At 61.9% G+C, this 21,849-nt stretch carries 22 protein-coding genes; 9 read left to right on the top strand and 13 right to left on the bottom strand.

The annotated features are described in order from the left end of the window. Positions 1 to 18: 18 nt before the first annotated feature. From CVE41_RS01370 to CVE41_RS01385, 4 genes are read left to right on the top strand one after another with little or no spacing between them, the layout of a single operon-like run. Entirely contained in the window at positions 19 to 588 is a 570-nt protein-coding gene (locus tag CVE41_RS01370; protein WP_100259061.1) for a shikimate kinase, read from the top strand. Then, complete coding sequence (gene aroB, locus CVE41_RS01375; protein WP_100259062.1) at positions 579 to 1,688, top strand: 3-dehydroquinate synthase; 1,110 nt, start codon at positions 579 to 581, stop codon at positions 1,686 to 1,688. The genes CVE41_RS01370 and aroB overlap by 10 nt, the downstream gene beginning before the upstream one ends. Positions 1,689 to 1,698: 10 nt before the next feature. After that, positions 1,699 to 2,469: a cyclase family protein gene (locus CVE41_RS01380; protein ID WP_100261311.1), complete on the top strand. Its 771-nt coding sequence runs from the start codon at positions 1,699 to 1,701 to the stop codon at positions 2,467 to 2,469. Position 2,470: 1 nt separating this feature from the next. Further along, positions 2,471 to 2,932 (top strand): GNAT family N-acetyltransferase, encoded by a 462-nt coding sequence (locus tag CVE41_RS01385; RefSeq protein ID WP_100259063.1) that lies wholly within the window; start codon positions 2,471 to 2,473, stop codon positions 2,930 to 2,932. 6 nt (positions 2,933 to 2,938) lie between these two features. Here the strand turns inward: CVE41_RS01385 and CVE41_RS01390 are convergent, their stop codons facing one another. The 12 genes from CVE41_RS01390 to CVE41_RS01445 all read right to left on the bottom strand — a co-directional run bounded on the left by CVE41_RS01390 (position 2,939) and on the right by CVE41_RS01445 (position 16,038). Further along, on the bottom strand, positions 2,939 to 3,199 hold the full coding sequence (locus CVE41_RS01390) for a hypothetical protein (RefSeq protein ID WP_100259064.1): 261 nt from the start codon (positions 3,197 to 3,199) through the stop codon (positions 2,939 to 2,941). A 183-nt stretch (positions 3,200 to 3,382) separates the two neighbouring features. Continuing rightward, on the bottom strand, positions 3,383 to 5,449 hold the full coding sequence (locus tag CVE41_RS01395) for an acetyl-CoA carboxylase biotin carboxylase subunit (protein ID WP_100259065.1): 2,067 nt from the start codon (positions 5,447 to 5,449) through the stop codon (positions 3,383 to 3,385). 74 nt (positions 5,450 to 5,523) lie between these two features. After that, entirely contained in the window at positions 5,524 to 5,955 is a 432-nt protein-coding gene (locus CVE41_RS01400; protein ID WP_100259066.1) for a hypothetical protein, read from the bottom strand. A 147-nt stretch (positions 5,956 to 6,102) separates the two neighbouring features. Then, positions 6,103 to 6,882: a heme-dependent oxidative N-demethylase family protein gene (locus CVE41_RS01405; RefSeq protein ID WP_100259067.1), complete on the bottom strand. Its 780-nt coding sequence runs from the start codon at positions 6,880 to 6,882 to the stop codon at positions 6,103 to 6,105. A 21-nt stretch (positions 6,883 to 6,903) separates the two neighbouring features. Further along, the gene (locus CVE41_RS01410) at positions 6,904 to 7,506 is read right to left on the bottom strand and encodes a hypothetical protein (protein WP_100259068.1); all 603 of its coding nucleotides are present in this window, start codon (positions 7,504 to 7,506) and stop codon (positions 6,904 to 6,906) included. A 342-nt stretch (positions 7,507 to 7,848) separates the two neighbouring features. Continuing rightward, positions 7,849 to 10,005, bottom strand: coding sequence for a methylmalonyl-CoA mutase (scpA, locus tag CVE41_RS01415; RefSeq protein WP_100259069.1), 2,157 nt, complete (start codon positions 10,003 to 10,005; stop codon positions 7,849 to 7,851). An 8-nt stretch (positions 10,006 to 10,013) separates the two neighbouring features. Continuing rightward, positions 10,014 to 10,625, bottom strand: coding sequence for a glutathione S-transferase family protein (locus CVE41_RS01420; RefSeq protein ID WP_100259070.1), 612 nt, complete (start codon positions 10,623 to 10,625; stop codon positions 10,014 to 10,016). Positions 10,626 to 10,648: 23 nt separating this feature from the next. Then, positions 10,649 to 11,098 (bottom strand): methylmalonyl-CoA epimerase, encoded by a 450-nt coding sequence (gene mce / locus CVE41_RS01425; protein ID WP_100259071.1) that lies wholly within the window; start codon positions 11,096 to 11,098, stop codon positions 10,649 to 10,651. Between the two features lie 79 nt (positions 11,099 to 11,177). Further along, on the bottom strand, positions 11,178 to 13,217 hold the full coding sequence (locus CVE41_RS01430) for a S9 family peptidase (RefSeq protein WP_100259072.1): 2,040 nt from the start codon (positions 13,215 to 13,217) through the stop codon (positions 11,178 to 11,180). Positions 13,218 to 13,369: 152 nt separating this feature from the next. Continuing rightward, on the bottom strand, positions 13,370 to 13,747 hold the full coding sequence (locus CVE41_RS01435; RefSeq protein WP_157799351.1) for a hypothetical protein: 378 nt from the start codon (positions 13,745 to 13,747) through the stop codon (positions 13,370 to 13,372). Further along, entirely contained in the window at positions 13,728 to 15,260 is a 1,533-nt protein-coding gene (locus tag CVE41_RS01440; RefSeq protein WP_100259074.1) for an acyl-CoA carboxylase subunit beta, read from the bottom strand. The genes CVE41_RS01435 and CVE41_RS01440 overlap by 20 nt, the downstream gene beginning before the upstream one ends. A 61-nt stretch (positions 15,261 to 15,321) precedes the next feature. Beyond that, on the bottom strand, positions 15,322 to 16,038 hold the full coding sequence (locus tag CVE41_RS01445; protein ID WP_100261312.1) for a TlyA family RNA methyltransferase: 717 nt from the start codon (positions 16,036 to 16,038) through the stop codon (positions 15,322 to 15,324). 71 nt (positions 16,039 to 16,109) lie between these two features. Here CVE41_RS01445 and CVE41_RS01450 point away from each other — a divergent pair, with 71 nt between their 5' ends. The 4 genes from CVE41_RS01450 to CVE41_RS01465 all read left to right on the top strand — a co-directional run bounded on the left by CVE41_RS01450 (position 16,110) and on the right by CVE41_RS01465 (position 20,113). Further along, the gene (locus tag CVE41_RS01450) at positions 16,110 to 16,667 is read left to right on the top strand and encodes a hypothetical protein (RefSeq protein ID WP_100259075.1); all 558 of its coding nucleotides are present in this window, start codon (positions 16,110 to 16,112) and stop codon (positions 16,665 to 16,667) included. A gap of 431 nt (positions 16,668 to 17,098) precedes the next feature. Beyond that, positions 17,099 to 18,178 (top strand): branched-chain amino acid aminotransferase, encoded by a 1,080-nt coding sequence (locus CVE41_RS01455; RefSeq protein WP_100259076.1) that lies wholly within the window; start codon positions 17,099 to 17,101, stop codon positions 18,176 to 18,178. 164 nt (positions 18,179 to 18,342) lie between these two features. Further along, the gene (locus CVE41_RS01460) at positions 18,343 to 18,987 is read left to right on the top strand and encodes a helix-turn-helix domain-containing protein (protein WP_198507688.1); all 645 of its coding nucleotides are present in this window, start codon (positions 18,343 to 18,345) and stop codon (positions 18,985 to 18,987) included. A gap of 133 nt (positions 18,988 to 19,120) precedes the next feature. After that, positions 19,121 to 20,113: a serine hydrolase domain-containing protein gene (locus CVE41_RS01465; RefSeq protein ID WP_232725741.1), complete on the top strand. Its 993-nt coding sequence runs from the start codon at positions 19,121 to 19,123 to the stop codon at positions 20,111 to 20,113. A gap of 2 nt (positions 20,114 to 20,115) precedes the next feature. Here CVE41_RS01465 and CVE41_RS01470 read toward each other — a convergent pair whose 3' ends face one another. Next, positions 20,116 to 21,018 (bottom strand): LysR family transcriptional regulator, encoded by a 903-nt coding sequence (locus CVE41_RS01470; RefSeq protein ID WP_100259078.1) that lies wholly within the window; start codon positions 21,016 to 21,018, stop codon positions 20,116 to 20,118. Between the two features lie 121 nt (positions 21,019 to 21,139). Between CVE41_RS01470 and CVE41_RS01475 the strand changes: the two genes are divergently transcribed. Beyond that, a complete protein-coding gene (locus CVE41_RS01475) occupies positions 21,140 to 21,841 on the top strand; it encodes a pirin family protein (protein WP_100259079.1) in 702 nt (233 codons plus the stop codon). Positions 21,842 to 21,849 lie beyond the last annotated feature (8 nt).

The raw sequence follows: 21,849 nt of genomic DNA on the forward strand, positions 1-21,849 counted from the left end.
TCTATAGGCCGAGCGGCAATGAGCAACGCGCATACACCCCACGATATGTCCGATCCCGTGCGGCAGGCACGCCGGATCACACGCCCGCTCGTGCTGGTCGGTCTGATGGGCGTGGGTAAGACGAGTATCGGTCGCCGCCTCGCCTCGGCGCTCGATCGCGATTTCATCGACGCCGACGAGGAAATAGAGCGCGCCGCCGACCGCACCGTGGCGGAAATCTTCGAAGCGCATGGCGAAGCCTATTTCCGAGACGGGGAAAGACGCGTAATCGCGCGGCTCATGGAAGAAGGGCACGGCGTGATTGCCACCGGCGGAGGCGCCTTCGTCGATCCGGAAACGCGCGCCCTCGTCATCGAGAACGGGCTGGCGATCTGGCTCGATTGCGACATCGAAACGCTGGTCGAGCGGACTTCGCGCAAGAATACGCGGCCCTTGCTGAAGACCGGCGATCCGCACGCTATCCTGCGCGACCTCAAGGAACAGCGCAGCCCCGCCTATGCGCAGGCACAAATCCATGTCGTGACCGGGGACGGCCCCCACGAAGTGGCAGTAGAGCGTATCATCGAGGAACTTGCGGCATGGCAGTGATCGACGTCGAACTCGCCGGACGCAGCTACGAGGTACGCGTCGCGCGCGACCTTCTGGCATCGGTTGCAGATCAAGCTGGGCCATTCCTGCGCAAACGGGGCGTTCCCATCGTTGCCGATGCCAATGCGCGCCGACACTGGGGCGCTGCCGTCGAAGCCTCGCTTAGCGCTTCCGGCAAGGAACCGCGCTGGTACGACGTGGCGCCGGGCGAAAGCTCGAAAAGCTGGGAAAGCCTTGCGCGCCTGACCGACTGGCTGCTGGCCGAAGGTGTCGAGCGCGGCGACCATGTACTGGCGCTTGGCGGCGGTGTCGTGGGCGACCTCACCGGATTTGCCTGCGCGATCCTGAAACGCGGCTGCGGTTTCGTGCAGTTGCCGACCACGCTTCTGGCTCAGGTCGACAGCTCGGTGGGCGGCAAGACCGCCATCAACACATCGGCAGGCAAGAATCTGGTCGGTGCATTCCACCAGCCGTCGCTTGTGCTGGCCGACCTGTCGGCGCTCGATACCCTGCCCGACCGCGAGATGCGCGCTGGATATGCGGAAGTCCTGAAATACGGCGTACTCGGCGACGCGGACTTCTTCGCCTGGCTCGAGGCAAACGGCGCCAAGGTGGTGGCACGCGAGAACGAGGCGCTCGAACACGCCGTCGCAACCAGCGTTGCGGCGAAGGCACGCATCGTTGCGGAGGACGAGCGCGAGACGTCCGGTGCGCGCGCGCTCCTCAACCTTGGTCATACCTTCGGCCATGCGCTCGAAGCGGAAACAGGCTTTTCCGACCGCTTGCTGCATGGCGAAGGCGTTGCTCTCGGCATGGTGCTCGCTTCCCGCTATTCCGCACGGCGCGGCGAGATCGCTATCGAGGATGCCGAACGGGTGACCCGCGCCGTCGATGCTGCGGGCCTGCCGTCCGAAATTTCCGCGCTCGGCCTGACCTGCGACGGGCGCGCGCTGGCCGATCATATGCTGCACGACAAGAAGATGGATGCGGGCACCCTGCCCTTCATTTTGCTGCGCAGCATCGGTGCAGCATATCTCGCGAAAGATGTGGCGCTGGACGACATCGCGCTCTTCCTCGACGAGCAGCTTCAGGCGCACTAACGTGGTGCGCATGACGCGCTTTATCGACCTGTCCATCCCGATTACCAACGACGTCGTGTCCGACCCTGACGTGATGCGCCCAAAGATCCAGTACATGACCCACGAAAGCACGTGGGAGCAGATCGCCATGTTCTTTCCCGGCCTCGCAAAAGATGACCTGCCGGACGGTGAAGGCTGGGCAGTCGAGCTGCTGGAGCTGTCGACGCACAATGGCACGCACATGGATGCGCCCTGGCATTATCATTCGACGACACACGAAGGTGCCAGCCCCGCCCCCAGCATCGACGAGGCCCCGCTCGACCGGTTCTATCGCCCTGGCGTGAAGCTCGATTTCAGTCACATGCCGCATGGCCATGTCGTGAGCGCAGCGGAGGTGGAAGAGACGCTGGCGAAGATAGGCTACGACCTGCAGCCATTGGACATCGTGCTGGTCCAGTCAGGCGCGGTGTACGGCACGGAGAACTTCACCGACCAGGGCGTGGGCCTCGGCGCCGAAGCGACTCTATGGCTCACCGAGCGCGGTGTGGAAGTCGTCGGCACCGATGCGTGGAGCTGGGATGCTCCCTTCAGCCATACCGCGAAGCGCTGGGCCGAGACCCGCGACCCCGCGATCATCTGGGAAGGCCACAAGGCAGGCCGCATTCGCCCCTATTACCAGATCGAAAAGCTGACCAATCTCGAGAGCCTGCCCGACCATGGCTTCATGTTCAGCTGTTTTCCGGTGAAGATCGAACGCGCCAGCGCGGGCTGGATCAGGGCCGTGGCGATGGTGGAAGAATAGCATGCGCATTGCGATTGCCGACATCGCCGATCCCGGCGTGCGTGACCTTGCCGCCTACCACCAGCGGGAAATGCATCGCGCCTCTCCCCCGGGCACCGACTTCGCTCTCGATGTGTCGGGACTAGAAAAGGCCGGGATTACCATCATTGGGGCCTGGGAGGAGCAGAGCCTGATCGCAATTGGCGCATTGAAGCGATTGCCTGACGGCCAGGCGGAACTGAAGTCTATGCGAACCCATCCCGACCATCTGGGAAAGGGCGCCGCGAGCGCTATCCTCGAGGCCCTCATCGCCATGGCTGCGCAGGAGGGCTTTGACCGGCTGAGTCTCGAGACGGGTACTGCGGAGGCATTTCAACCGGCTATCAAGCTGTACACGAAGCGCGGCTTCGAGCCGGGCGACGATTTCGCGCAATACGTCAACGGTCCGCACAACCAGTGCTACCATCTGGACCTGATAGCTTAGTCGGGTTCAGCTCGCGCGCGGCTCCAGCCGCGTGACTTTCGCGCCTGCCCCCACGGGCTGGTAATCAGCCATCATCGTATCGTGTTCGCTGAAAAGGCGTTCGATTTCGGACCTGCGCTGCAGCAGCATCTGCGCGATGCCCGGTGCAAGGCTGTCGCCCTCACCGATCTTGCCGAGAATGCTTGCGAGATCGCTGATCGTCGCGTCCTCGGGGGTCTTGTGGTAATTCCCCCTGGTATCGAAAAATCCAGTGCCCCTGTGTGCCATGCGTAATACTCCTGAGTGTGTTGCGTCAGAAGCGAACCGAAGGCCGACATTATCTCCACAAGGTCGATTCGGTAAAAGACCCTTAACCACGATTTCACGCCGACCCCTGCATTTCGCAAGGATCGGCGCGATCAGGGTAATAATCGAAGCGCGGTGCTTTAGTAAAAAGCGCGCCGGTCTTTTCTATTCGAGTTCGAGGATGACTTCGTCCACCGCGAGGCTATCGCCTTCGCCGGCATTGATCTTGCCCACGACAGCCTGTTTTTCGGCGCGCAGGATGTTCTCCATCTTCATCGCCTCCACCGTGGCGAGCGGCTGGCCGGGCTGGACTTCCTCGCCCTCTGCCACGTGCAGTTTCACCAGCAAGCCCGGCATCGGGCAGATGAGCATCTTGGAAAGATCCGGCGGCTCCTTCTCGATCATGTGCCCAGCTAGGTTCGCGATGCGCGTCTGGAGGATACGCAGGTGATGCGTCGCGCCGCGCGTCGTGATGGCATAGCCGGTGCGCGACGAGGCCAGCTGGAACGTATAGGTTTCGAGCGGCACGGCATCTTCGTCGGCATCGTTGTCGAACAGGGCCACGTCGATCATGCGCTGACCCGGCGTGTACTGCATCTCGATCGTGACCTGCTCCCCGTCGACCGTCAGCGCGTTCTCTTCGAGACGCACTTCGTGGGTGGAAGAGCCTTCCTCACGCTCCCCGATCCGGATGGTCCAGTCCCCCGGCGCGTATTCGTCGCCGTTCAATTGCTGGTCGATGCGCCGGGCACGGTCGGCATCGGCTGTCGCGATGACGCCGCCCACTGCAGTCAGAACGCGCTTGAGTTCGTCGGATGCGGGAGCGCCTTCGAAGCCCTCGGGATATTCCTCCGCGATGAAGCCGGTGGTCAATTCGCCCGAACGAAAGCGCGGGTGCTGCATGATGGCGCTGAGGAAATCGATATTGTGCCCCAGCCCCTCGATCCGGAACGCGTCGAGCGCCGCGATCTGGAGGTCGGCAGCCTCGTCGCGGGTCTCGCCCCAAGTGACGAGCTTGGCGATCATAGGATCGTAGAACATCGACACTTCGCCGCCTTCGAACACGCCATCGTCGACGCGGATGCCGTCAATGCCGCGGCGCCCGTTCTCGGCCCCATCGTCCGCCCACGGTTCGACCGGCGCCTGGTAATGAACGAGGCGTCCGGTGGACGGGAGGAAGCCGCGATAGGGATCTTCCGCATAGACGCGATTCTCGATCGCCCAGCCGTCGATCTTTACATCGTCCTGCGTAATCTCGAGCTTCTCGCCGGCGGCGACGCGTATCATTTGCTCTACGAGGTCTACACCGGTGATCGCCTCCGTTACAGGATGCTCGACCTGCAGGCGGGTATTCATTTCAAGGAAGTAGAAGCTCTCCCCCGTCGGATCGGCGCCGGAAACGATCAGTTCGACCGTGCCTGCGCTGTGATAATCAACTGCTCGCGCCAGCGCGACGCACTGCTCGCCCATGGCCTTGCGCATCTTGGGTGTGACGAAGGGCGACGGTGCTTCTTCGACGACCTTCTGGTGGCGCCGCTGGATCGAGCATTCGCGCTCGTTGAGATAGATGATGTTGCCGTGCTTATCGCCCAAGATCTGGATTTCGATATGGCGCGGGTTCTCGATGAATTTCTCGATGAAGACGCGGTCGTCGCCGAAGGAGTTGAGACCTTCTCGCTTGGTCGCCTCGAAACCTTCGCGCACATCTTTTTCTGACCAGGCGAGGCGCATTCCCTTGCCCCCGCCCCCAGCGCTGGCCTTCATCATCACCGGATAGCCGATGTCGCTGCTGATCTCGACGGCATGCTCCGTATCGCGGATTTCGCCGACGAAGCCGGGGACCACATTGACCCCCGCCTCGCGTGCCAGTTTCTTGGATTCGATCTTGTCGCCCATCGCCGCGATCGCGCCAACCGGAGGGCCGATGAAGGCGATGCCATTCTCTGCCAGAGCTTCGGCGAAGCTGGTGCGCTCGGACAGGAAGCCGTAACCCGGATGCACTGCCTCGGCGCCGGTCTGCTTGCAGGCGGCGATGATCTTGTCGGCGATCAGGTAGCTTTCCGCAGCAGGGGCCGGGCCGATGTGCACGGCCTCGTCCGCCATGCGTACGAAAGGCGCACGTGCGTCGGCATCGGAATAGACCGCGACGGTGGCGATACCCATGCGCTTGGCGGTCTTGATGACGCGGCAGGCAATTTCACCGCGATTGGCAATCAGGATCTTGGAAAACAAACGGGCCTCCGATGCAGGCGAACTAGCTTGCGCAGTCCATGCCGCAGCGGAGGCCCCGTATCAAGGCAAGTGCCTCAATCCCGGTCGATATGACCGATCTGGCGGTCTTCGCGCAGGATCAGGGACTGGAATTCGTCCCACAATGCCTCGGCCTTGTCCTCGCCGCCGGCCTGGCGTGCGAATTCGGCCTGCCACTTCTTGCCTTCGGGATTTTCGGCCCATCCCATCTGGGCGATCCCTCCACGCATCGGCATGGCGACGATGCTATCGTACTCGCCGGTTTGCATGTGGAAATCGACTACGTCGTTATTTCCCAGCGCCGCATCGACCTTTTCGAACATTTCGATGATCTCGTGGGCGCGTTCGCCCTTGCCGGGCTTCCACTTGATCATGCTGACACGATACCAGTCGACCTTGGCAAGTTCGGGCGAGTGGTTGTCCGCGAAAGCAGGTCCTGCCGGAATGGCAAGCCCAATGGCGGCGGCGGTCAAGATAAGCTTCTTCATGCAGTCTTCCCCCTAATCAGGATTACGACCCTAAGAAGCGATCCGTTATTTTGATGCTGTTGTCCCCCAGCTGCGCGGATTAGCCACCGATTTCCCGCAGGAGTCAAGCAGATGGGGTAAGACCTTGTTTCGTGGGCTTTGTTGCGTTCAAGCCTGGACGAAATCGATCAACGAACGGGCATAATGCTGCGCTCCGCGCCGCTCGCCCTCGCCTTCGAGAAGCCCCTGCATGGCCACCGCGAGGCGCTGCTGATTGTCAGCCGAAAGCTCTCCCAGCGGCGCAACGTAGATCCCGATGGTGAAGAGGATGGCGCCCGTTTCCGGAAGGCGTCGCAAGGTCTGGCGTTCGGAGCGAACGAAGAGTGTTTCGCCGGCGTTTTGCGATGTAACGTGAGCGAACGCCTGCTCGGGCGCCTCGGCCACCCAACGCTTGTCGGCCTTGGCTGCGATGAACCAGTTGCAGCGCCCGTAGATCGCGCCCGGCTTCAGCTTGGCCATGAAATGGTCGACGCCGCTCGCAAGCTGTTCCTCGTATCCCTGGATCGGCGCATGGAGCGCACGCAAGGGAAGGCCCATCTTGTCGGCCGGCGTCCAGTCGGATGGCCACGCGACCGCAGCGCCGACAAGGCGATACTGCTCGTCGCCCTGACGGAGGGTCAGGAGGCACATATCCTCGTGATGTGCGCAGGCGACTTCGGGCAATCCGCCCGAAACGCCGAGCATGGCGGCGAGTTCCGCCCCCGGTGCCTCTCCTTCGGGAGAAATCTGGATGCCTTCAGGGTAGGCCGCAAAACCCGCCTCGCGCGCAGAGAGGTCGGGATTGGGCTGGAGCCATTCGCTCTCGTCCAGCTTGGCGAGTCCCATTTTGAGGACACCACCACCCCGCGCCTTTGGCAGGAGTTGGTCGACGGAGAAGCCGAGGGTCATTCGCGTCCGGTCCTGTGCGCCCTAATTCGCAGCGAGCCATTCTCTACGTCGTTCCAGTCCCGATGTGGTCCAATCCTCGAACGAAAAGGTTAGTTCATGCGTCGGGTCATTCCAGATTCCGGACGTCACTCGCCGCTTGGTTTCGCCGTCAGGGGAATCCCATTCCAGCATGAAGCCTCTTTCTACCTCGGAAATCTTCGCATCGGTCAGCGCCCCTAGTCGAACGAGAAGAAGCGCATTCACTTCGTCTCGTGTCACCTTTTGGGTGCTACCGGTGGACACTGTGCACTGCGACATGGGAAAGGGAATGGGACCCCTGCCCTGCGGAATTTCTAGTTCGAGCCCGACATAGGTGCTTTCGGATTCCCAGCGAGCGCTGGTCCACTTCGGAGGGTCAAATCCCTCCTCCATATAAGCGAGGTCTGACGACGAGATTGCCGACCTCATTGCCGTTAAATCCCATTCGGGTTTTACGCAGATCTCGATGAACTCGGCGACAGCCTGTTCAATCGCCATTGCCTGGAGCTGGATGCCTTGGGGCTCAGCAAGTTCGTGACCGTGCGAGGCCACACTGCTCGACGACAAGAGCACTGCTGCGATTGCCGACAGGGGCGTCCAGTTCATGGTCAATTCCTTTAGTGGTGCTTATCGGCTTCATACTGAAGCTCCTTTCAGAGCCTTTCCATTACGGGCTTTCAGGCTGGGTAGGTTTGGGTCAATCTCATCAACTTCGGAGCGCTTGTAAGACAAGCCAAGCGCAGACGCTTAAGAAAACAGCCGAGGAGGCAATCCAGAACAAAGCCGAAGGATTGCCGCACCGCCCGGCAGTACTGAAAACTTCTGAGACATTCTCGCAATACGTGAGGGGGGCCGTAAGCGTGAATGCCAGATAGATGCGAATGAGCCCCGCAAAAAGGGCGCCGACCACACCCATACCTAGTAAAATCCCGACTAGTTGACCGATGGTCATTCCACCGCCTCGTCCAGATCCTCCCCCGCAGGCGGCATGTTGTGGCCGAGCAGGCGCAACACGTCCGCCGCGCATTCGACCACATTGCTGCCCGGGCCGTAGATCCCCTGCACGCCTGCATCGCGCAGGAAGTCGTAGTCCTTCTGCGGGATCACGCCGCCGGCAATGACCTTGATGTCGCCGCGGCCTGCGTCTTTCAGCAGGCCGATGAGTTCGGGAATCAGGGTCTTGTGGCCTGCCGCGAGGCTACTGGCGCCGATGGCATCGACATTGTTTTCGAGCGCCATGTCGCGGGTTTCTTGCGGCGTCTGGAAGAGCGGACCGCTCAGCACGTCGAAGCCCATGTCGGCAAAGGCACTGGCGATCACGTTAGCGCCGCGGTCATGGCCGTCCTGCCCCATCTTGGCGACCATCAGCCTGGGCTTGTGGCCGAGCCGCCGCTCGACCGCCTTCACGCCTTCAACCACCTGGTCATAGCGGCTGTCGTTCTCGTAAGCGGCGGCGAACACGCCGCGCACCGGTTGCGGCAGCGTATCGTATCGCCCGTACGCGTCTTCCATCGCCTGGCTGATTTCGCCCAGCGTCGCATCGTGGCGCGCCGCCTCGACCGCGAGCGCAAGGAGGTTGCCCTCACGCTGCGCAGCCCCGCGAGCCAGCGCGTCGAGCGCGGCCTTGCAGGCGAATTCGTCACGCCCTGCGCGGACCTGTTCGAGCCGCGCGATCTGGCTCTGGCGCACGGCGTGGTTGTCGATGTCGAGCGTGTCGATGTCGTCCTCGTGCTCGCGGCGATACTTGTTCACGCCGACAATCACGGTCTCGCCCCGGTCGACGCTGGCCTGCTTTGCTGCGGCCGCCTTCTCGATCTGCGCCTTGGGTTTGCCGCTGGCGACATATTCGGTCATGCCGCCGGCCGCCTCGACCTCGTCGAGCATGGCCTTGGCCTGCTCCACCAGCGCGGCGGTGAGGCTTTCGATGTAATAGCTGCCACCTAGGGGATCGGCGACATTGGTGATGCCGGTCTCCTCCTGGATCACCAGCTGCGTATTGCGCGCGATGCGGGCGGAGAAGTCGGTCGGCAGGGCGATCGCCTCGTCCAGCGCGTTGGTGTGGAGCGACTGCGTTCCGCCCAGCACCGCCGCCATTGCCTCGATCGTGGTGCGGATGACGTTGTTGTAGGGGTCCTGCTCCTGCAACGAGACACCCGAAGTCTGGCAGTGCGTGCGCAGCATCTTCGACTTGGGGTTCTGCGCGCCCAGATCGGTCATGACATCGTGCCACAATGCACGCGCGGCGCGCATCTTGGCGATCTCCATGAAGAAGTTCATGCCGATGCCCCAGAAGAAGGACAGGCGCGGCGCGAAGGCATCGATATCGAGGCCCGCTTCCATCGCGCGCTTGGCGTATTCCTTGCCGTCGGCAATGGTGAAGGCGAGTTCCTGCACGGCCGTCGCCCCGGCCTCGTGCATGTGATAGCCGGAAATCGAAATACTGTTGAATTTCGGCATGTTGGCCGAGGTATATGCGATGATGTCGGAGACGATCCGCATGCTCGGTTCGGGCGGGTAGATATAGGTGTTGCGGACCATGAACTCCTTGAGGATGTCGTTCTGGATGGTCCCGGCGAGCTTGTCCTGCGAAACGCCCTGCCGCTCTGCCGCGACGATGTAGAACGCCAGCACGGGGATCACCGCGCCGTTCATCGTCATGGAAACGCTCATGGTGTCGAGCGGGATCTGGTCGAACAGGATTTCCATGTCGCGCACGGTGTCGATCGCGACCCCCGCCTTGCCGACATCGCCGACAACGCGCGAATGGTCGCTGTCATAGCCGCGATGGGTGGCGAGGTCGAAGGCGACGCTCAGGCCCTTCTGGCCCGCCGCGAGGTTGCGGCGATAGAAGGCGTTCGATTCCTCGGCGGTCGAGAAGCCCGCATACTGGCGGATTGTCCACGGGCGGCCGGTGTACATCGAGGCATAGGGCCCGCGCGTGAACGGCGCGATGCCCGGCACGCCGGGGTCGAGATCGGCGGTGTCCTCGGACGTGTAGAGCGGCTTCACGGCGATGCCCTCGGGCGTGTGCCAGGTCAGGTCGCGGCCCTTCACCTCCTTGTCGGCAAGGGGCTTCCAGTCGTCGTATGTCGGTTTGTCGGTCATTTTCGCACTCAGGCTTTTGCACTCGGGCGGGCCGACACGCGTTCGTGCCAGCCGCGCAGGTTTTCGCAATCCTCGGGCATACCGCAGCCGACGAACTCGGCGAAATCAGCTGTCGTCATCAGGAGGATATCGGCTGCGGTATAAGCAGATCCGGCGAGGAAGTCGCGGTTTGCCAGCGACTGGTCGAAGAAGCGGAAAGCATCGGCGACGCGCGGACGGTTTGCCTCGCCCCACTCGGCATTGCGACCTGGGAGCGCGGCGGTGAACGGGTGAGTGTGGACCCATACCGCCGCAACCGCAGGCATGAGGATCATCTCGACGCGTCGGCTCCACATCTCGATCTCGGCAACTGCGAGCGGCGTTGTACCGAAGAGCGGCGGTTCGGGATGCAAAGCCTCGAGATAACGCATGATCGCCACGCTTTCGGCAATCACGGTGCCGTCATCCAGCTCGAGGATCGGGGTCTGCCCGCGCGGGTTCTTGGCGACGTAATCGGGCGCCTTCTGTTCGCGCTTGGGGATCGAGACTTCCTGCATCGGAAGCTCGATGCCCTTCTCCGCCGCAAAGATGCGCACGCGGCGCGGATTGGGCGCCGGGTTCGGGCTGTCGTAGAATAGCATTGCGGTCCTCTCTCCCGCGCCGGTCAGTTCGACCAGTGCGCGTTATCTTTCGGCGTTTCCATGATTTCGGTCAGCTGGCCCATCATGTCCTTGGGGTGGAGGAAGAAGATCGGCGTGCCGTGTGCGCCGAGGCGCGTGGGGCCAAGGATGCGCTTGCCCATATCTTCGAACCACTTGCGGGCTTCCTCGATATCCTCGACCTCGTAGCAGACGTGGTGCTGCGCGCCGGAAGGGTTCTTCTCGAGGAACTTGGCGATGGGGCTGTCTTCGCCCAGCGGCTCGATCAGTTCGATCTGCGTTCCGTTGGTGCCGTTTTCGCCCGGAGTGTCGACGAAGCAGACCTTCACGCCCTGTGCTTCCAAATCGAACGGCTTGTGAAAGCGCGTCGCGCCCATGACATCGCGGTAATACCGGATCGATTCCTCGATCGACGGCGTCGCGACACCGATGTGATTGAGACGGCCGAGCTTCATGCGTCATCCTCCAGAACAGAAACGGCGCGCCCCTGCAAACAGGAGCGCGCCGCTTCTTTGGAACGTCGGCAGGCAGCAATCAACCGCCGCTTTCGACATCTCCCAGTCCTTCGACATATTCGGCACCGGCGAGGATTTCCGCCGAACTGCCTTCGAAGCTGTCGCCGATGGGCTGCGTGCGCCCGCCGAGGCAGGTGCCGAGGAAGCCTTCCATCGCGGCGAAGAAGCTCAGCCGGTTTTCCGGTTTCTGGAAGCCGTGCCCTTCATCGGGATAGTTAATGTAGGTGACGGGCAGGTTCTTGGCCTGCATGGCCTCTACCAGATTATCGGCTTCCTGCTTGGTCACACGCGGATCGTTGCCGCCCTGACCCACGAGCAGGGGGACGCGAATGTCGTCGATCCGGCTGATGGCCGAGCGGGCGAGCAAATCCTTGCGCTGTTCGGGATCGGCAGGATCGCCGACATAGCGATACCAGGTCCCGGCAAGGAACGGCTTCCAGTATTCTGGGAAGCTTTCGATCAGGGTGACGAGGCTCGACGGGCCGACGATGTCGACACCGCAGGCGAAGCGGTCTGGCGTGAAGGCAACGCCGGTCAAGGTGGCATAGCCGCCGTAGCTGCCGCCGCCGATCGCGACCTTGTCTTCCTGCGCAATGCCCTCCGCAATCGCCCAGTCGACCGCGTCGATGAGGTCGGTGTGCATCTTGCCGGCAAACTCGCCGACGGCGGCATTGGTGAAGTCCTTACCGAAGCCGGTCGAGCCGCGGTAATTTACGCTCAGCACCGCATAGCCGCGATTGGCCATCCACTGGTGGACGGTGTTGTAGCCATAGCTGTCGCGCGCCCACGGACCGCCATGGACCCACAGCAGCATCGGAACCGCTTGGTCCGGACGCCCGTCGCCATCGGGATCGCTGCCCGGGGGCAGGGTGAGGTAGGACACAAGCGTCTTGCCGTCCGAAGACTTCAGCTCCAGCGGATGCATCGGCTGCAGCGGGGCATCGGCGAGGTCGGGACGCGTCACGAACCACGGCGTCAGCGTTTGCGCAGTCCGGTCATAAACATGATACTGGCCCGGAGCCTCGGCAGAGCCCGCCCAGACGATCCACTTTCCGTCGTCCTCGGTCCGCGACAGGATCTGGTATTCGCCGTCGAGGTTCGCGGAGAGGAACTGCAATTCCTTCGCCGCCTCGTCGTTGAGCGCCTTCCATTCTTCCTGCAGGTAATTCGTCGAATAGGCGATCGGCTCGTAAGTCTCGTTATCGACGAGAACGCCGCTCAGATCGGCCTTGTCCGGTTCGATCAGAAGCGAACGCTCGCCAGTCGTCAGGTCGATGGCGAAGCCTGCCGCGAGGTTCCGTTCGCGGCTGTCGATCATGTAGACCGTGTTGTTATCGCGCGAGAAGCCGACGATATTGGTGTTGAGCATGTCCTCGCTGGGAATGTCGGCGAAGACTTCGCCCGGCGTCATGTCCTCGTTGAGATAGACCGCCTTCATTCCGCCGTCCGGCTGCGGGGCCAGCGCCATCCGCGGCTTGTAGGTGTTGTCGGTGACCCATGCCGCATAGCCGGGGTTTTCCGCGACCAGCGTGCGCTTGCCCGTTTCGATATCGTACTCGTAGAGATCGGTGAGCTGCGGGTTACGCTCGTTCGTGCCGACCAGGATCACGCCGGGCCGGTCGCGGCTGGCGCCCATCAGCTGCGCGCGGATGCCGTCTGGCAGCGGGGTGAGGTCGCGCGTCTCGCCGGTTTCGGGATCGGCGGCGTAGACGTGGAAGTTCTCGTCGCCGTCATTGTCCTTCACGAACAAGACGTACTGGCTGTCGACGGTCCACTGGTGATTGGAAATGCCGCGATGGCGGTCGTCGGTCACCACCTTGCCGTTCGACGGATCGCTGGCAGGTGCGACCCACACGTTCATGACGCCTTCGTCGGGTGCGATCCAGCTGACCCACTCGCCGTCCGGACTGATGCGGCCCTGGCTGGCGACCGGGTTGCCGAACAATTCGTCGCGGTCGATCAGCTCGTATTCGGAAAGGGCGTGATGCTCGGCATGGCCGACGCCCGTCATCAACGCCGAACCTGCAAGCGCAGCGGCGGCTAGGGAAATCTTCTTCATGAAGTCAGTCTCCTCTCAATGACAGGGAGATTAACCGGGCTGAACTGTGTTGTCTAGGTAACACGCCCTGTGGCGGCTCGAGCCTCGATAGACGACAGAGATCAGTCGACTAGGGGCGTGGCGATGCGGATATGGTGGAGGCGGGCGAGCTTCTATTGAAATTTTTCGTAAAAAAGAGTGTTTCGCGACTGCAACTTCTCAATTGGCACTTTGAAACCTTCGCTCACAATTTGCACTTCCTGTGGGGCCCAATCGCCTGAAGCCTGAATACAGGCTGCAATATCGGCAATATTTTGCTGGTCATCGCTCGAGAGATCTTCCCACGCATCTCGATTCACCGCTGGCTCAGAACCGCCATGAACCCAAACACCCAATTCTCTCCAATCTCCAATCTGTCCCATGCACAACTGCATGCGCTCAGCCTTCTGCGCATCCGTAAGGTCCGGCAAGTCTATCGGTGTCTCGCTTGCTCCACATGAAATGAGGAGGAGCAGAGATGCCGAAAGGACACTAGAGCGGAATGTTGTCATGCTTCTTCCACGGGTTCTCGAGCTGCTTCGTGCGCAGCTTCCTTAGCCCCAGCGCAATCCTCTTCCGTGTCGAGTGGGGGTAGATCACCTCGTCGATATAGCCGCGCTGGGCTGCTACGAAGGGGTTGGCGAAGCGGTCTTCGTATTCCTTCGTTTTCTCGGCGATCTTGTCCGGATCGTCGCGGTCCTGGCGGAAGATGATCTCCACTGCACCCTTCGCGCCCATCACGGCGATTTCGGCGGTCGGCCAAGCGTAGTTGAGGTCGCCGCGCAGGTGCTTGGACGCCATCACGTCATAAGCGCCGCCATAGGCCTTGCGGGTGATCACGGTGATCTTGGGCACGGTCGCCTCGGCATAGGCGAACAGAAGCTTCGCGCCGTGCTTGATGATGCCATTGTGCTCCTGCGCCGTGCCGGGGAGGAAGCCGGGCACATCGACGAAGGTCAGGATCGGGATTTCGAAGGCGTCGCAGAACCGCACGAAGCGCGCGGCCTTCTTGGACGAATTGATGTCGAGCACGCCGGCAAGCACCATCGGCTGGTTCGCCACCACGCCCACCGTGCGCCCTTCCACCCGGCCGAAGCCGCAGATGATGTTGGCGGCATGGTTCGGCTGGACTTCGAAGAAATCGCCCTCGTCCAGCGTCTTCCTGATGACTTCATGCATGTCATAGGGCTGATTGGCGTTGTCGGGGATCAGCGTGTCGAGGCTCGGCTCTTCGCGGTCCCATGCGTCCGAGGTCGGGCGCTCGGGCACTTCCTCGCGGTTCGACAGCGGGAGGTAATCGAAGAAATCGCGCGTCGCGAGCAGCGTCTCGATGTCGTTCTCGAAGCTGTTGTCGGCGACGGATGTCTTGGTGGTGTGCGTTTTCGCCCCGCCCAGTTCCTCCTGCGTGACGACCTCGTTGGTCACCGTCTTCACCACGTCGGGGCCGGTAACGAACATGTAGCTCGAATCCTCGACCATGAAGATGAAGTCGGTCATCGCAGGCGAGTAAACTGCGCCGCCCGCACACGGACCCATGATGAGGCTGATCTGCGGCACGACGCCCGATGCAAGCACGTTGCGCTGGAACACCTCGGCATAACCGCCGAGTGAGGCCACGCCTTCCTGGATGCGCGCGCCGCCGGAATCGTTGAGGCCGATCACCGGCGCGCCGACCTTCATGGCGGTGTCCATCACCTTGCAGATCTTCTCTGCATGCCGCTTGGAAAGAGAGCCCCCGAAGACGGTGAAATCCTGGGAAAATACATAGACGAGGCGGCCGTTGATCGTGCCGCTACCGGTGACCACGCCGTCACCAGGGATGCGTTGCTGGTCCATCCCGAAATCGACGCAGTCGTGTTCGACGTAGCGGTCGAGCTCCTCGAAACTGCCCTCGTCCAGCAGCACGTCGAGCCGCTCGCGCGCGGTCAGCTTGCCCTTGGCGTGCTGCGCGTCGATCCGCTTCTGCCCGCCACCCATGCGGGCGGCTTCGCGGCGGCGTTCCATTTCGGCGATATTGGCGGACATGCTCTCTCCGTGAAAATCTCTCGGCGAAGCGCCTAGAGCGCGCAGTGGCGAAGCGTCAATGTCAGGCTTGGGTCCTGTGGGCGCTTATCAGGAATTCGACATTGCCTTCCGGCCCCGTGATCGGGCTTTCCACAATGCCCTGCACCTCGAAACCCAGTCCTTCGACCCAGTCGCGCACCTCGTCGCAAACGCGGGCATGAAGCGCCGGATCGCTGACCACGCCTTTCTTGCCGACCTCCTCGCGCCCGACCTCGAATTGCGGTTTGATCAAGGCGACAAGGCGGCAATCGCGCTCGGCGAGTTCGAGCGGGCGTTCGAGTACCTTGGCGAGCCCGATGAAGCTCGCATCGCAAACGACCCAGGTGACGGGCCGGTCGATCACTTCGGGCGTCAGTATGCGGGCGCTGGTCTGTTCCAGCACAGTCACCCGCTCGTCCTGCCGCAGTTTCCACGCAAGCTGGTTGGTGCCGCTATCGACAGCGAACACGTGCTGCGCCCCGCCCTGAAGCAGCACGTCGGTGAAGCCGCCGGTGGAACTGCCGATATCCATTGCGGTCACGCCGGCAGGATCGAGACCGAAATGTTCGATCGCATGCGCCAGCTTGATTCCGCCCCTGCTCACCCAGGGGTGGTCGCGCCCTCTGACCTCGAGCGGGACGTCTTCGCGTAATTGCTGACCCGGCTTGGCAAGCTTCTGCTCGCCCGAGAACACCAGCCCCGCCATGACCAGCGCCTGCGCGCGCGTCCGGCTTTCCACCAGACCGCGATCCACAAGCATTTGGTCGAGACGTTTCTTCGCCACAGCAAACTCCGTTTGAAACCAAGGCCGTTAGCGCGCATTGGAGCGGTATGAAACCGATCTACGGACAATTTGCCGCCGCCTGTGCGCTGACCATCGGCCTTGCCGCCTGCATCCCGCCCGCGCCGGAACCTACTCCCGCTCCGAGCCCAGCCCCCGTCAGCACTCCGTCGCCAACGCCGACACCCACGCCGGTGGCACAGGCTCCTATCACTGAAAACTGGATCGATGCCCCGCAAACCGCAGGCGATTGGTCATACGGAACGGTCAGTGGCGGAACGATCGCGCGCTTTTCCGGCCGCAGCGGAGGCCCGCTCTTCGCCCTCAGCTGCATGCGTGGCAGCGCCGGCGTCGCGTTGATCCGCTTCCAGGCAGGCAGCAGCACCAATCCGGCCATGACCATTCGCACGGAGACGACCACGCGCACGCTTTCGACACGGCAAGGCGACAGCACCTCCTCGCTCGCAGCCGACGTGCAAGCAAGCGACCCGCTGCTCGATGCCATGGCCCTCACACGCGGACGATTCGCTGTGGAAACAAGTAATTCGCAACCGCTATACCTTCCGGCATGGTCGGAAGTGACGCGCGTTATCGAGGATTGCCGTTAGGCTGATTCGGACCTCGGTCTGTCTCCGTAGGAACAGCCTGCCCGAGAGAACGAAAATGGCCCGGGATTCGTCCCGAGCCACAAACGCCAATTCTGACGTGGGATAACTTTTTTACAAGCCTTGTTTTCACCTCTTATCCGCAACAAATTGTAAGCAAGATCAGCGGCGCACGCGGTCTTGGCCACCGGTGAAACGGCGGTCTAGCTCACAAGCTTGAAAGGAGGTGATCCGATGTCTCATGGTTCAGTAGCGAGGTCGGTGAAGATCCCTACGGAGCATATTCGGTAACATTCCTGCCGAGTAAGGCTACGTGAGCGGCGCTTCCGACCGCTGACCATGCGAAGGGCGATCCTCCAACGGGCGAGGGTCGCCCTTCTCATTTGAAGGCCTGGATACTTGCGTCCAAGCGCCCTTCACACTAACCGCGCGTCATGGATTTCGCGCACATTCCCCATCCCGCCCCCGTCCCCGGCGAGACCCGCCAGCAGGCTCTTCTGGACCCCGGTTTCGGCAAGCTGTTTACCGATCACATGGTCGTGATCGACTATGATGCGGACAAGGGTGGATGGCATCAGGCGACGCTCGGCCCGCGCCAGCCGATCAGCCTCGATCCGGCGGCGGCTGTGCTGCATTACGCGCAGGAAATTTTCGAGGGGATGAAAGCGTACAAGCAGGGCGACGACAGCCTTGCCCTGTTCCGGCCCGAACAGAACGCACGCCGCTTCAATGCTAGCGCGCGGCGCATGGCGATGCCGGAATTGCCGGTAGAACTGTTCCTGGAATCGATCCGCCAGCTCGTGGCCAAGGATCGCGACTGGGTACCCACCATTCCCGACGGTGCGCTGTACTTGCGCCCCTTCATGTTCGCCTCCGAGGCCTTCCTCGGTGTGCGTCCCGCGCGGCAGTACAAGTACATCCTCATCGCCTCGCCCGTCGGCGGCTACTTCAAGGGCGGTGCGAAGGCCGTGAAAATCTGGGTCAGCCGCAACTACACGCGCGCGGCCCCTGGCGGTACGGGCGCGGCGAAGACCGGCGGCAATTACGCTTCCAGCCTCGTTCCCCAAGCCGAAGGGATCGAACATGGCTGCGACCAGGTCGTCTTCCTCGATGCGGTCGAAAAGAAATGGGTCGAAGAACTGGGCGGCATGAACTTGTTCTTCGTGTTCGACGACGGCAGCGTGATCACGCCGCCGCTGACCGGCACGATCCTTCCCGGCATCACCCGCGACAGCCTGATTGCGCTCCTGCGCGAAGAGGGCCTCAACGTTCGCGAAGAGCCTTACAGCATCGACCAGTGGCGCGCGGACGCGACTACCGGCAGGCTGCTGGAGACGATGGCCTGCGGCACAGCCGCCGTCGTCACCCCGGTCGGCACGGTCCTGGGACCCGATGGCGAATTCCAGATCGGCAGCGGCGGAACGGGGCAGATCACGAACAAGATCCGCGAAAAACTGGTGGGCATACAGAAGGGCACGGTCAGCGACACACACGGCTGGACGATGAAGCTCTGAACAACGATCCGTCTCGTCTTCCGCTGAGGAACGAGAAAAGCGGCTATTGGGGACGCCAGCTCCTGAGGCGCGAGATCGGTAACGGTCGCGTACAGTTGCACGAGGCTGACGCTCCGCCCGAAGCGGTTGCACCGCATGGACACTCCCATGCACATGTCGTGTTCGTGACCAGGGGCGCCTACGTCACCAGTGTGACCGGCGAGAATAATTTCATCGCCCGGCCGGTGGCCGTGCTCAATCCTCCTGGCATCTGGCACCGGGACCACTTCGTCGGTGGCCGCGGGAGCTTCATGACCGTCGACCTGGTGACCGATGATCTGGCTGAAGATAGAGCGCTGCACGCACTGGATCCAAAAATACTCCAGCATTGCACGCGCCTTGCGGCCTCGCTCGAACATGCCAACTCGCTTGCCGTTGAAGATGCCGTTGACCTTCTGGCACGACTGTTTCGCGAGAAAAAACCGAACGATCTCGCTGGCGTGCCTGCGTCGATCGAGCGGGCGTACGAGGCAATAATGGATTCGCAGGAACCGTGGTTGCTTACGATGGAGGGACTGGCCCGGATTGCCGGCGTACATCCCAATCATTTGCCCCGCGCATTCCGCTCCCGTTTTGGCATCACGGCCTCGATGCTGGCCGCAGCGCGCCAAGTCGAACTATGTGGCCGCGCCCTGTCACAATCGAGCGAACCATTGGCCGACATCGCTGCGGAATTCGGTTTTTGCGATCAGGCCCACATGAGTGCCCGGTTCCGGCAGCTCGCCAATTCCACACCTGGCGCCTGGCGTAAAAAATCAATGCCAGGTTAGAATTCCACAAGACCGACGATGCCGGCTCCCGTAAGTGCTCTATATGAGCAACACACGATGGGCCGCATCCCTCACCTGCACCTTGTCGCTAATATTCGCCGCCCCAGCCACTTTTGCAAAGGAGCACAATGGCGTGTCTCAAGAACAGGCCCTGACAGAACGCATCGAGGCCGGTGAATTCGGCAACCTCACCAGTGTCGTCCTGAGCAAGGACGGCGAGGTTGTTTACGAACATTATTTCGATGGCGAACCCGATGCGCTGCGGAACACGCGATCGGTTACCAAGACCGTCACAGGCATGTTGCTTGGAGCAGCAATCGCGGATGGCAAGATATCGTCCGAGAAAGCGCGGGTCGCCGACTACATCGCGCACGATTACGACAATCAGGATGTACGAAAATCTGCCATGACTGCAGAGGATCTCGTAACGATGAGCGGCCCACTCGAATGCGACGATTCCATTCCGTACTCCCGCGGAAACGAGGAGCGAATGTATCTGATCGAGGATTGGGTAGGCTTTTACCTCGATCTGCCGATCCGCGGCTTTCCCGCGTGGACGCCCAAGCCGGAAGATAGCCCGTATGGTCGGTCATTCGCCTATTGTACGGCAGGCGTGGTGACGCTCGGTCAGATGGTGGAAAATGCCACCGGTCAGCAACTGGAAGATTATGCCGCCGAACGCTTGTTCGAGCCGCTCGGAATCGAGCAGGCCGAATGGCAGTTCACGCCGCTCGGCCTCGCGATGGGCGGTGGTGGTCTCGGCCTATCGAGCCGCTCACTTGAAAAACTGGGTCGCCTCTACGTTTCGCAGGGAAAATTCGGCGGCAAACAAATCCTTCCTGCCGAGTGGGTTGCACAATCACTCAGCCCAAAGGCCGATGTCGCCGAACAGGAAGGTTTCGAATACGGTTACCTGTGGTGGCTCCGAGACTACTCGGTCAGTGACTCGAATTACCGTGCAGGCCAGATGAGCGGTAACGGTGGGAACAAGGTCATTGTCGTTCCCGAAGCCGGCGTGGTCGCCGTTATCACCAAAGTGGATTTCGGACGGCGAGATGCGCATTCGGAATCCGATCGCCTCTTCGAGGAGCAATTGCTTCCCTTCGCCATGCAGGTGACGCGATAGGCCTAACCAGGGCATTCCCCCAACCGGTCACCGAATGCATCGATTAGCCAGCTCGTGGCCGGTCCGGGAGGCGCGTTGCGTCGCCAGAGCGCGCTTAGCGTGTAATTCGCGCCCGGCTTTTCGGGCAGATCGAGGAGGCAAAGCCGTCCGTCAGAAATGTCTCCGGCAACCGTGTGGCGCGGCATATTACCCCACCCGATTCCTTCCTTGAGCAGCGCATGCTTCGCCCCGAGGTCCGCCAAACGCCAGTTCAGCGGCGACAGGACGGAAAACTCTCTTCCTTCCGAAAGCGGCGAGCGATCCGACAGCACCAGTTGCAGGTGCTTTCGGCTCTCGCCCGGTAGAATGCCTGCACGGGATAGCGGATGATCGGGTGCGGCGACGGGGACCAGCTCGACAGCTCCGATTGCCTGACGGTCGAGTTCCGCATGATCCGCCATCAGCGGTCCGCCGATCGCCAGATGTGCCCCGCCGCCAAGCAGGCAGGCTTCCACAGCTCCCAATGCCTCGACCTGAAGGCGAAGCGCCACGTTCGGATACATCTTGCGAAATTCGCGCAACACGCTGGCCGTGACTTCGCCCGGCAGCATCACATCGACGACCAGCGAAATCTCGCTCTCGAGGCCTGCATGGAGGCTCTGGGTCTTGGCAAGCAATGTGTCGATGCCGTCCGCCACCGCCTTGGCTTCCGCCAGCAAGCCGCGTCCCTCTTCGGTCAGGACCGGTCTGCGCGAACCCTCTCGCGAAAAAAGCGTGACGCCCAACTGCATTTCCATCTGCGCAATGCCGTAACTTACTGCCGAGACTGCGCGCCCCATCTTTCGCGCCGCCGCGCCGAAACTGCCCTCCTCCGCCACGGCAAGGAAGATACGCAGCTGGTCGAGGCTTGGTTCTCCAAGCTTCATCCTATTCGCACCACCGTTCGGAAATGTTGAACATCTTGGCGCATTTTATCCCAGTTATCGGAACAACCTTCAAGTCCTATCTCTTGGTCCAACGACACTTACCGAGAAGGGATTTAGACCCATGATCGAGTTACGACCCTATGAAAGCCTCGGCGCAGCCAACCACGGCTGGCTCGATGCGCATCACCACTTTTCCTTTGCCGGTTACCATGATCCCGCCCGTGTGAACTGGGGCGCGCTGCGCGTCTGGAACGACGACAAGATCGCTCCGAAGAGCGGCTTTCCCACCCATCCCCACCGCGACATGGAGATCATCACCTATGTCCGCAGCGGCGCGATTACCCACCGCGACAGCATGGGCAACGAAGGCCGGACCGAAGCGGGAGACGTGCAGGTGATGAGCGCCGGCAACGGTGTCCAGCATTCCGAATTCAATCTCGAAGACGAGGAAACCACCCTCTTCCAGATCTGGATCGTCCCGTCACAGCGCGGCGGTGAACCCGGCTGGGGTGCGCGCAAGTTCCCCAAGGGCGACCGCGCCGGACAGTTCGTGCCCCTCGCAAGCGGCGCTGCGAATGACGACGATGCGCTGCCGATCCGCACCGATGCCCGCGTCCTGGGCGCGACGATCAAGGCAGGCGAAAGCGTGACCTACACGCCCTCAGCTGCCGAGCGGCATCTTTATCTGGTGCCCGCGACCGGAAGCATCCGCATCGGCGATATCGAGGCGAATGCCCGTGACGGCATCGCGATCACCAAGGAAGCCAGCATTACCATTACCGCCCTCGAGGACAGCGAACTCGTCCTCGTCGACGCGGCCTGATCAGGAGA

The sequence above is a fragment of the Qipengyuania seohaensis genome (genome assembly GCF_002795865.1).
Classification (GTDB): domain Bacteria; phylum Pseudomonadota; class Alphaproteobacteria; order Sphingomonadales; family Sphingomonadaceae; genus Qipengyuania; species Qipengyuania seohaensis.

Coding starts and splice junctions, on each gene's coding strand:
- CVE41_RS01370 (WP_100259061.1), top strand. CDS start 19: ATGAGCAACGCGCATACACCCCACGATATGTCCGATCCCGTGCGGCAG.
- aroB (WP_100259062.1), top strand. CDS start 579: ATGGCAGTGATCGACGTCGAACTCGCCGGACGCAGCTACGAGGTACGC.
- CVE41_RS01380 (WP_100261311.1), top strand. CDS start 1,699: ATGACGCGCTTTATCGACCTGTCCATCCCGATTACCAACGACGTCGTG.
- CVE41_RS01385 (WP_100259063.1), top strand. CDS start 2,471: ATGCGCATTGCGATTGCCGACATCGCCGATCCCGGCGTGCGTGACCTT.
- CVE41_RS01390 (WP_100259064.1), bottom strand. CDS start 3,199: ATGGCACACAGGGGCACTGGATTTTTCGATACCAGGGGGAATTACCAC.
- CVE41_RS01400 (WP_100259066.1), bottom strand. CDS start 5,955: ATGAAGAAGCTTATCTTGACCGCCGCCGCCATTGGGCTTGCCATTCCG.
- CVE41_RS01405 (WP_100259067.1), bottom strand. CDS start 6,882: ATGACCCTCGGCTTCTCCGTCGACCAACTCCTGCCAAAGGCGCGGGGT.
- CVE41_RS01410 (WP_100259068.1), bottom strand. CDS start 7,506: ATGAACTGGACGCCCCTGTCGGCAATCGCAGCAGTGCTCTTGTCGTCG.
- scpA (WP_100259069.1), bottom strand. CDS start 10,005: ATGACCGACAAACCGACATACGACGACTGGAAGCCCCTTGCCGACAAG.
- CVE41_RS01420 (WP_100259070.1), bottom strand. CDS start 10,625: ATGCTATTCTACGACAGCCCGAACCCGGCGCCCAATCCGCGCCGCGTG.
- mce (WP_100259071.1), bottom strand. CDS start 11,098: ATGAAGCTCGGCCGTCTCAATCACATCGGTGTCGCGACGCCGTCGATC.
- CVE41_RS01430 (WP_100259072.1), bottom strand. CDS start 13,217: ATGAAGAAGATTTCCCTAGCCGCCGCTGCGCTTGCAGGTTCGGCGTTG.
- CVE41_RS01435 (WP_157799351.1), bottom strand. CDS start 13,747: ATGACAACATTCCGCTCTAGTGTCCTTTCGGCATCTCTGCTCCTCCTC.
- CVE41_RS01440 (WP_100259074.1), bottom strand. CDS start 15,260: ATGTCCGCCAATATCGCCGAAATGGAACGCCGCCGCGAAGCCGCCCGC.
- CVE41_RS01445 (WP_100261312.1), bottom strand. CDS start 16,038: ATGCTTGTGGATCGCGGTCTGGTGGAAAGCCGGACGCGCGCGCAGGCG.
- CVE41_RS01450 (WP_100259075.1), top strand. CDS start 16,110: ATGAAACCGATCTACGGACAATTTGCCGCCGCCTGTGCGCTGACCATC.
- CVE41_RS01455 (WP_100259076.1), top strand. CDS start 17,099: ATGGATTTCGCGCACATTCCCCATCCCGCCCCCGTCCCCGGCGAGACC.
- CVE41_RS01470 (WP_100259078.1), bottom strand. CDS start 21,018: ATGAAGCTTGGAGAACCAAGCCTCGACCAGCTGCGTATCTTCCTTGCC.
- CVE41_RS01475 (WP_100259079.1), top strand. CDS start 21,140: ATGATCGAGTTACGACCCTATGAAAGCCTCGGCGCAGCCAACCACGGC.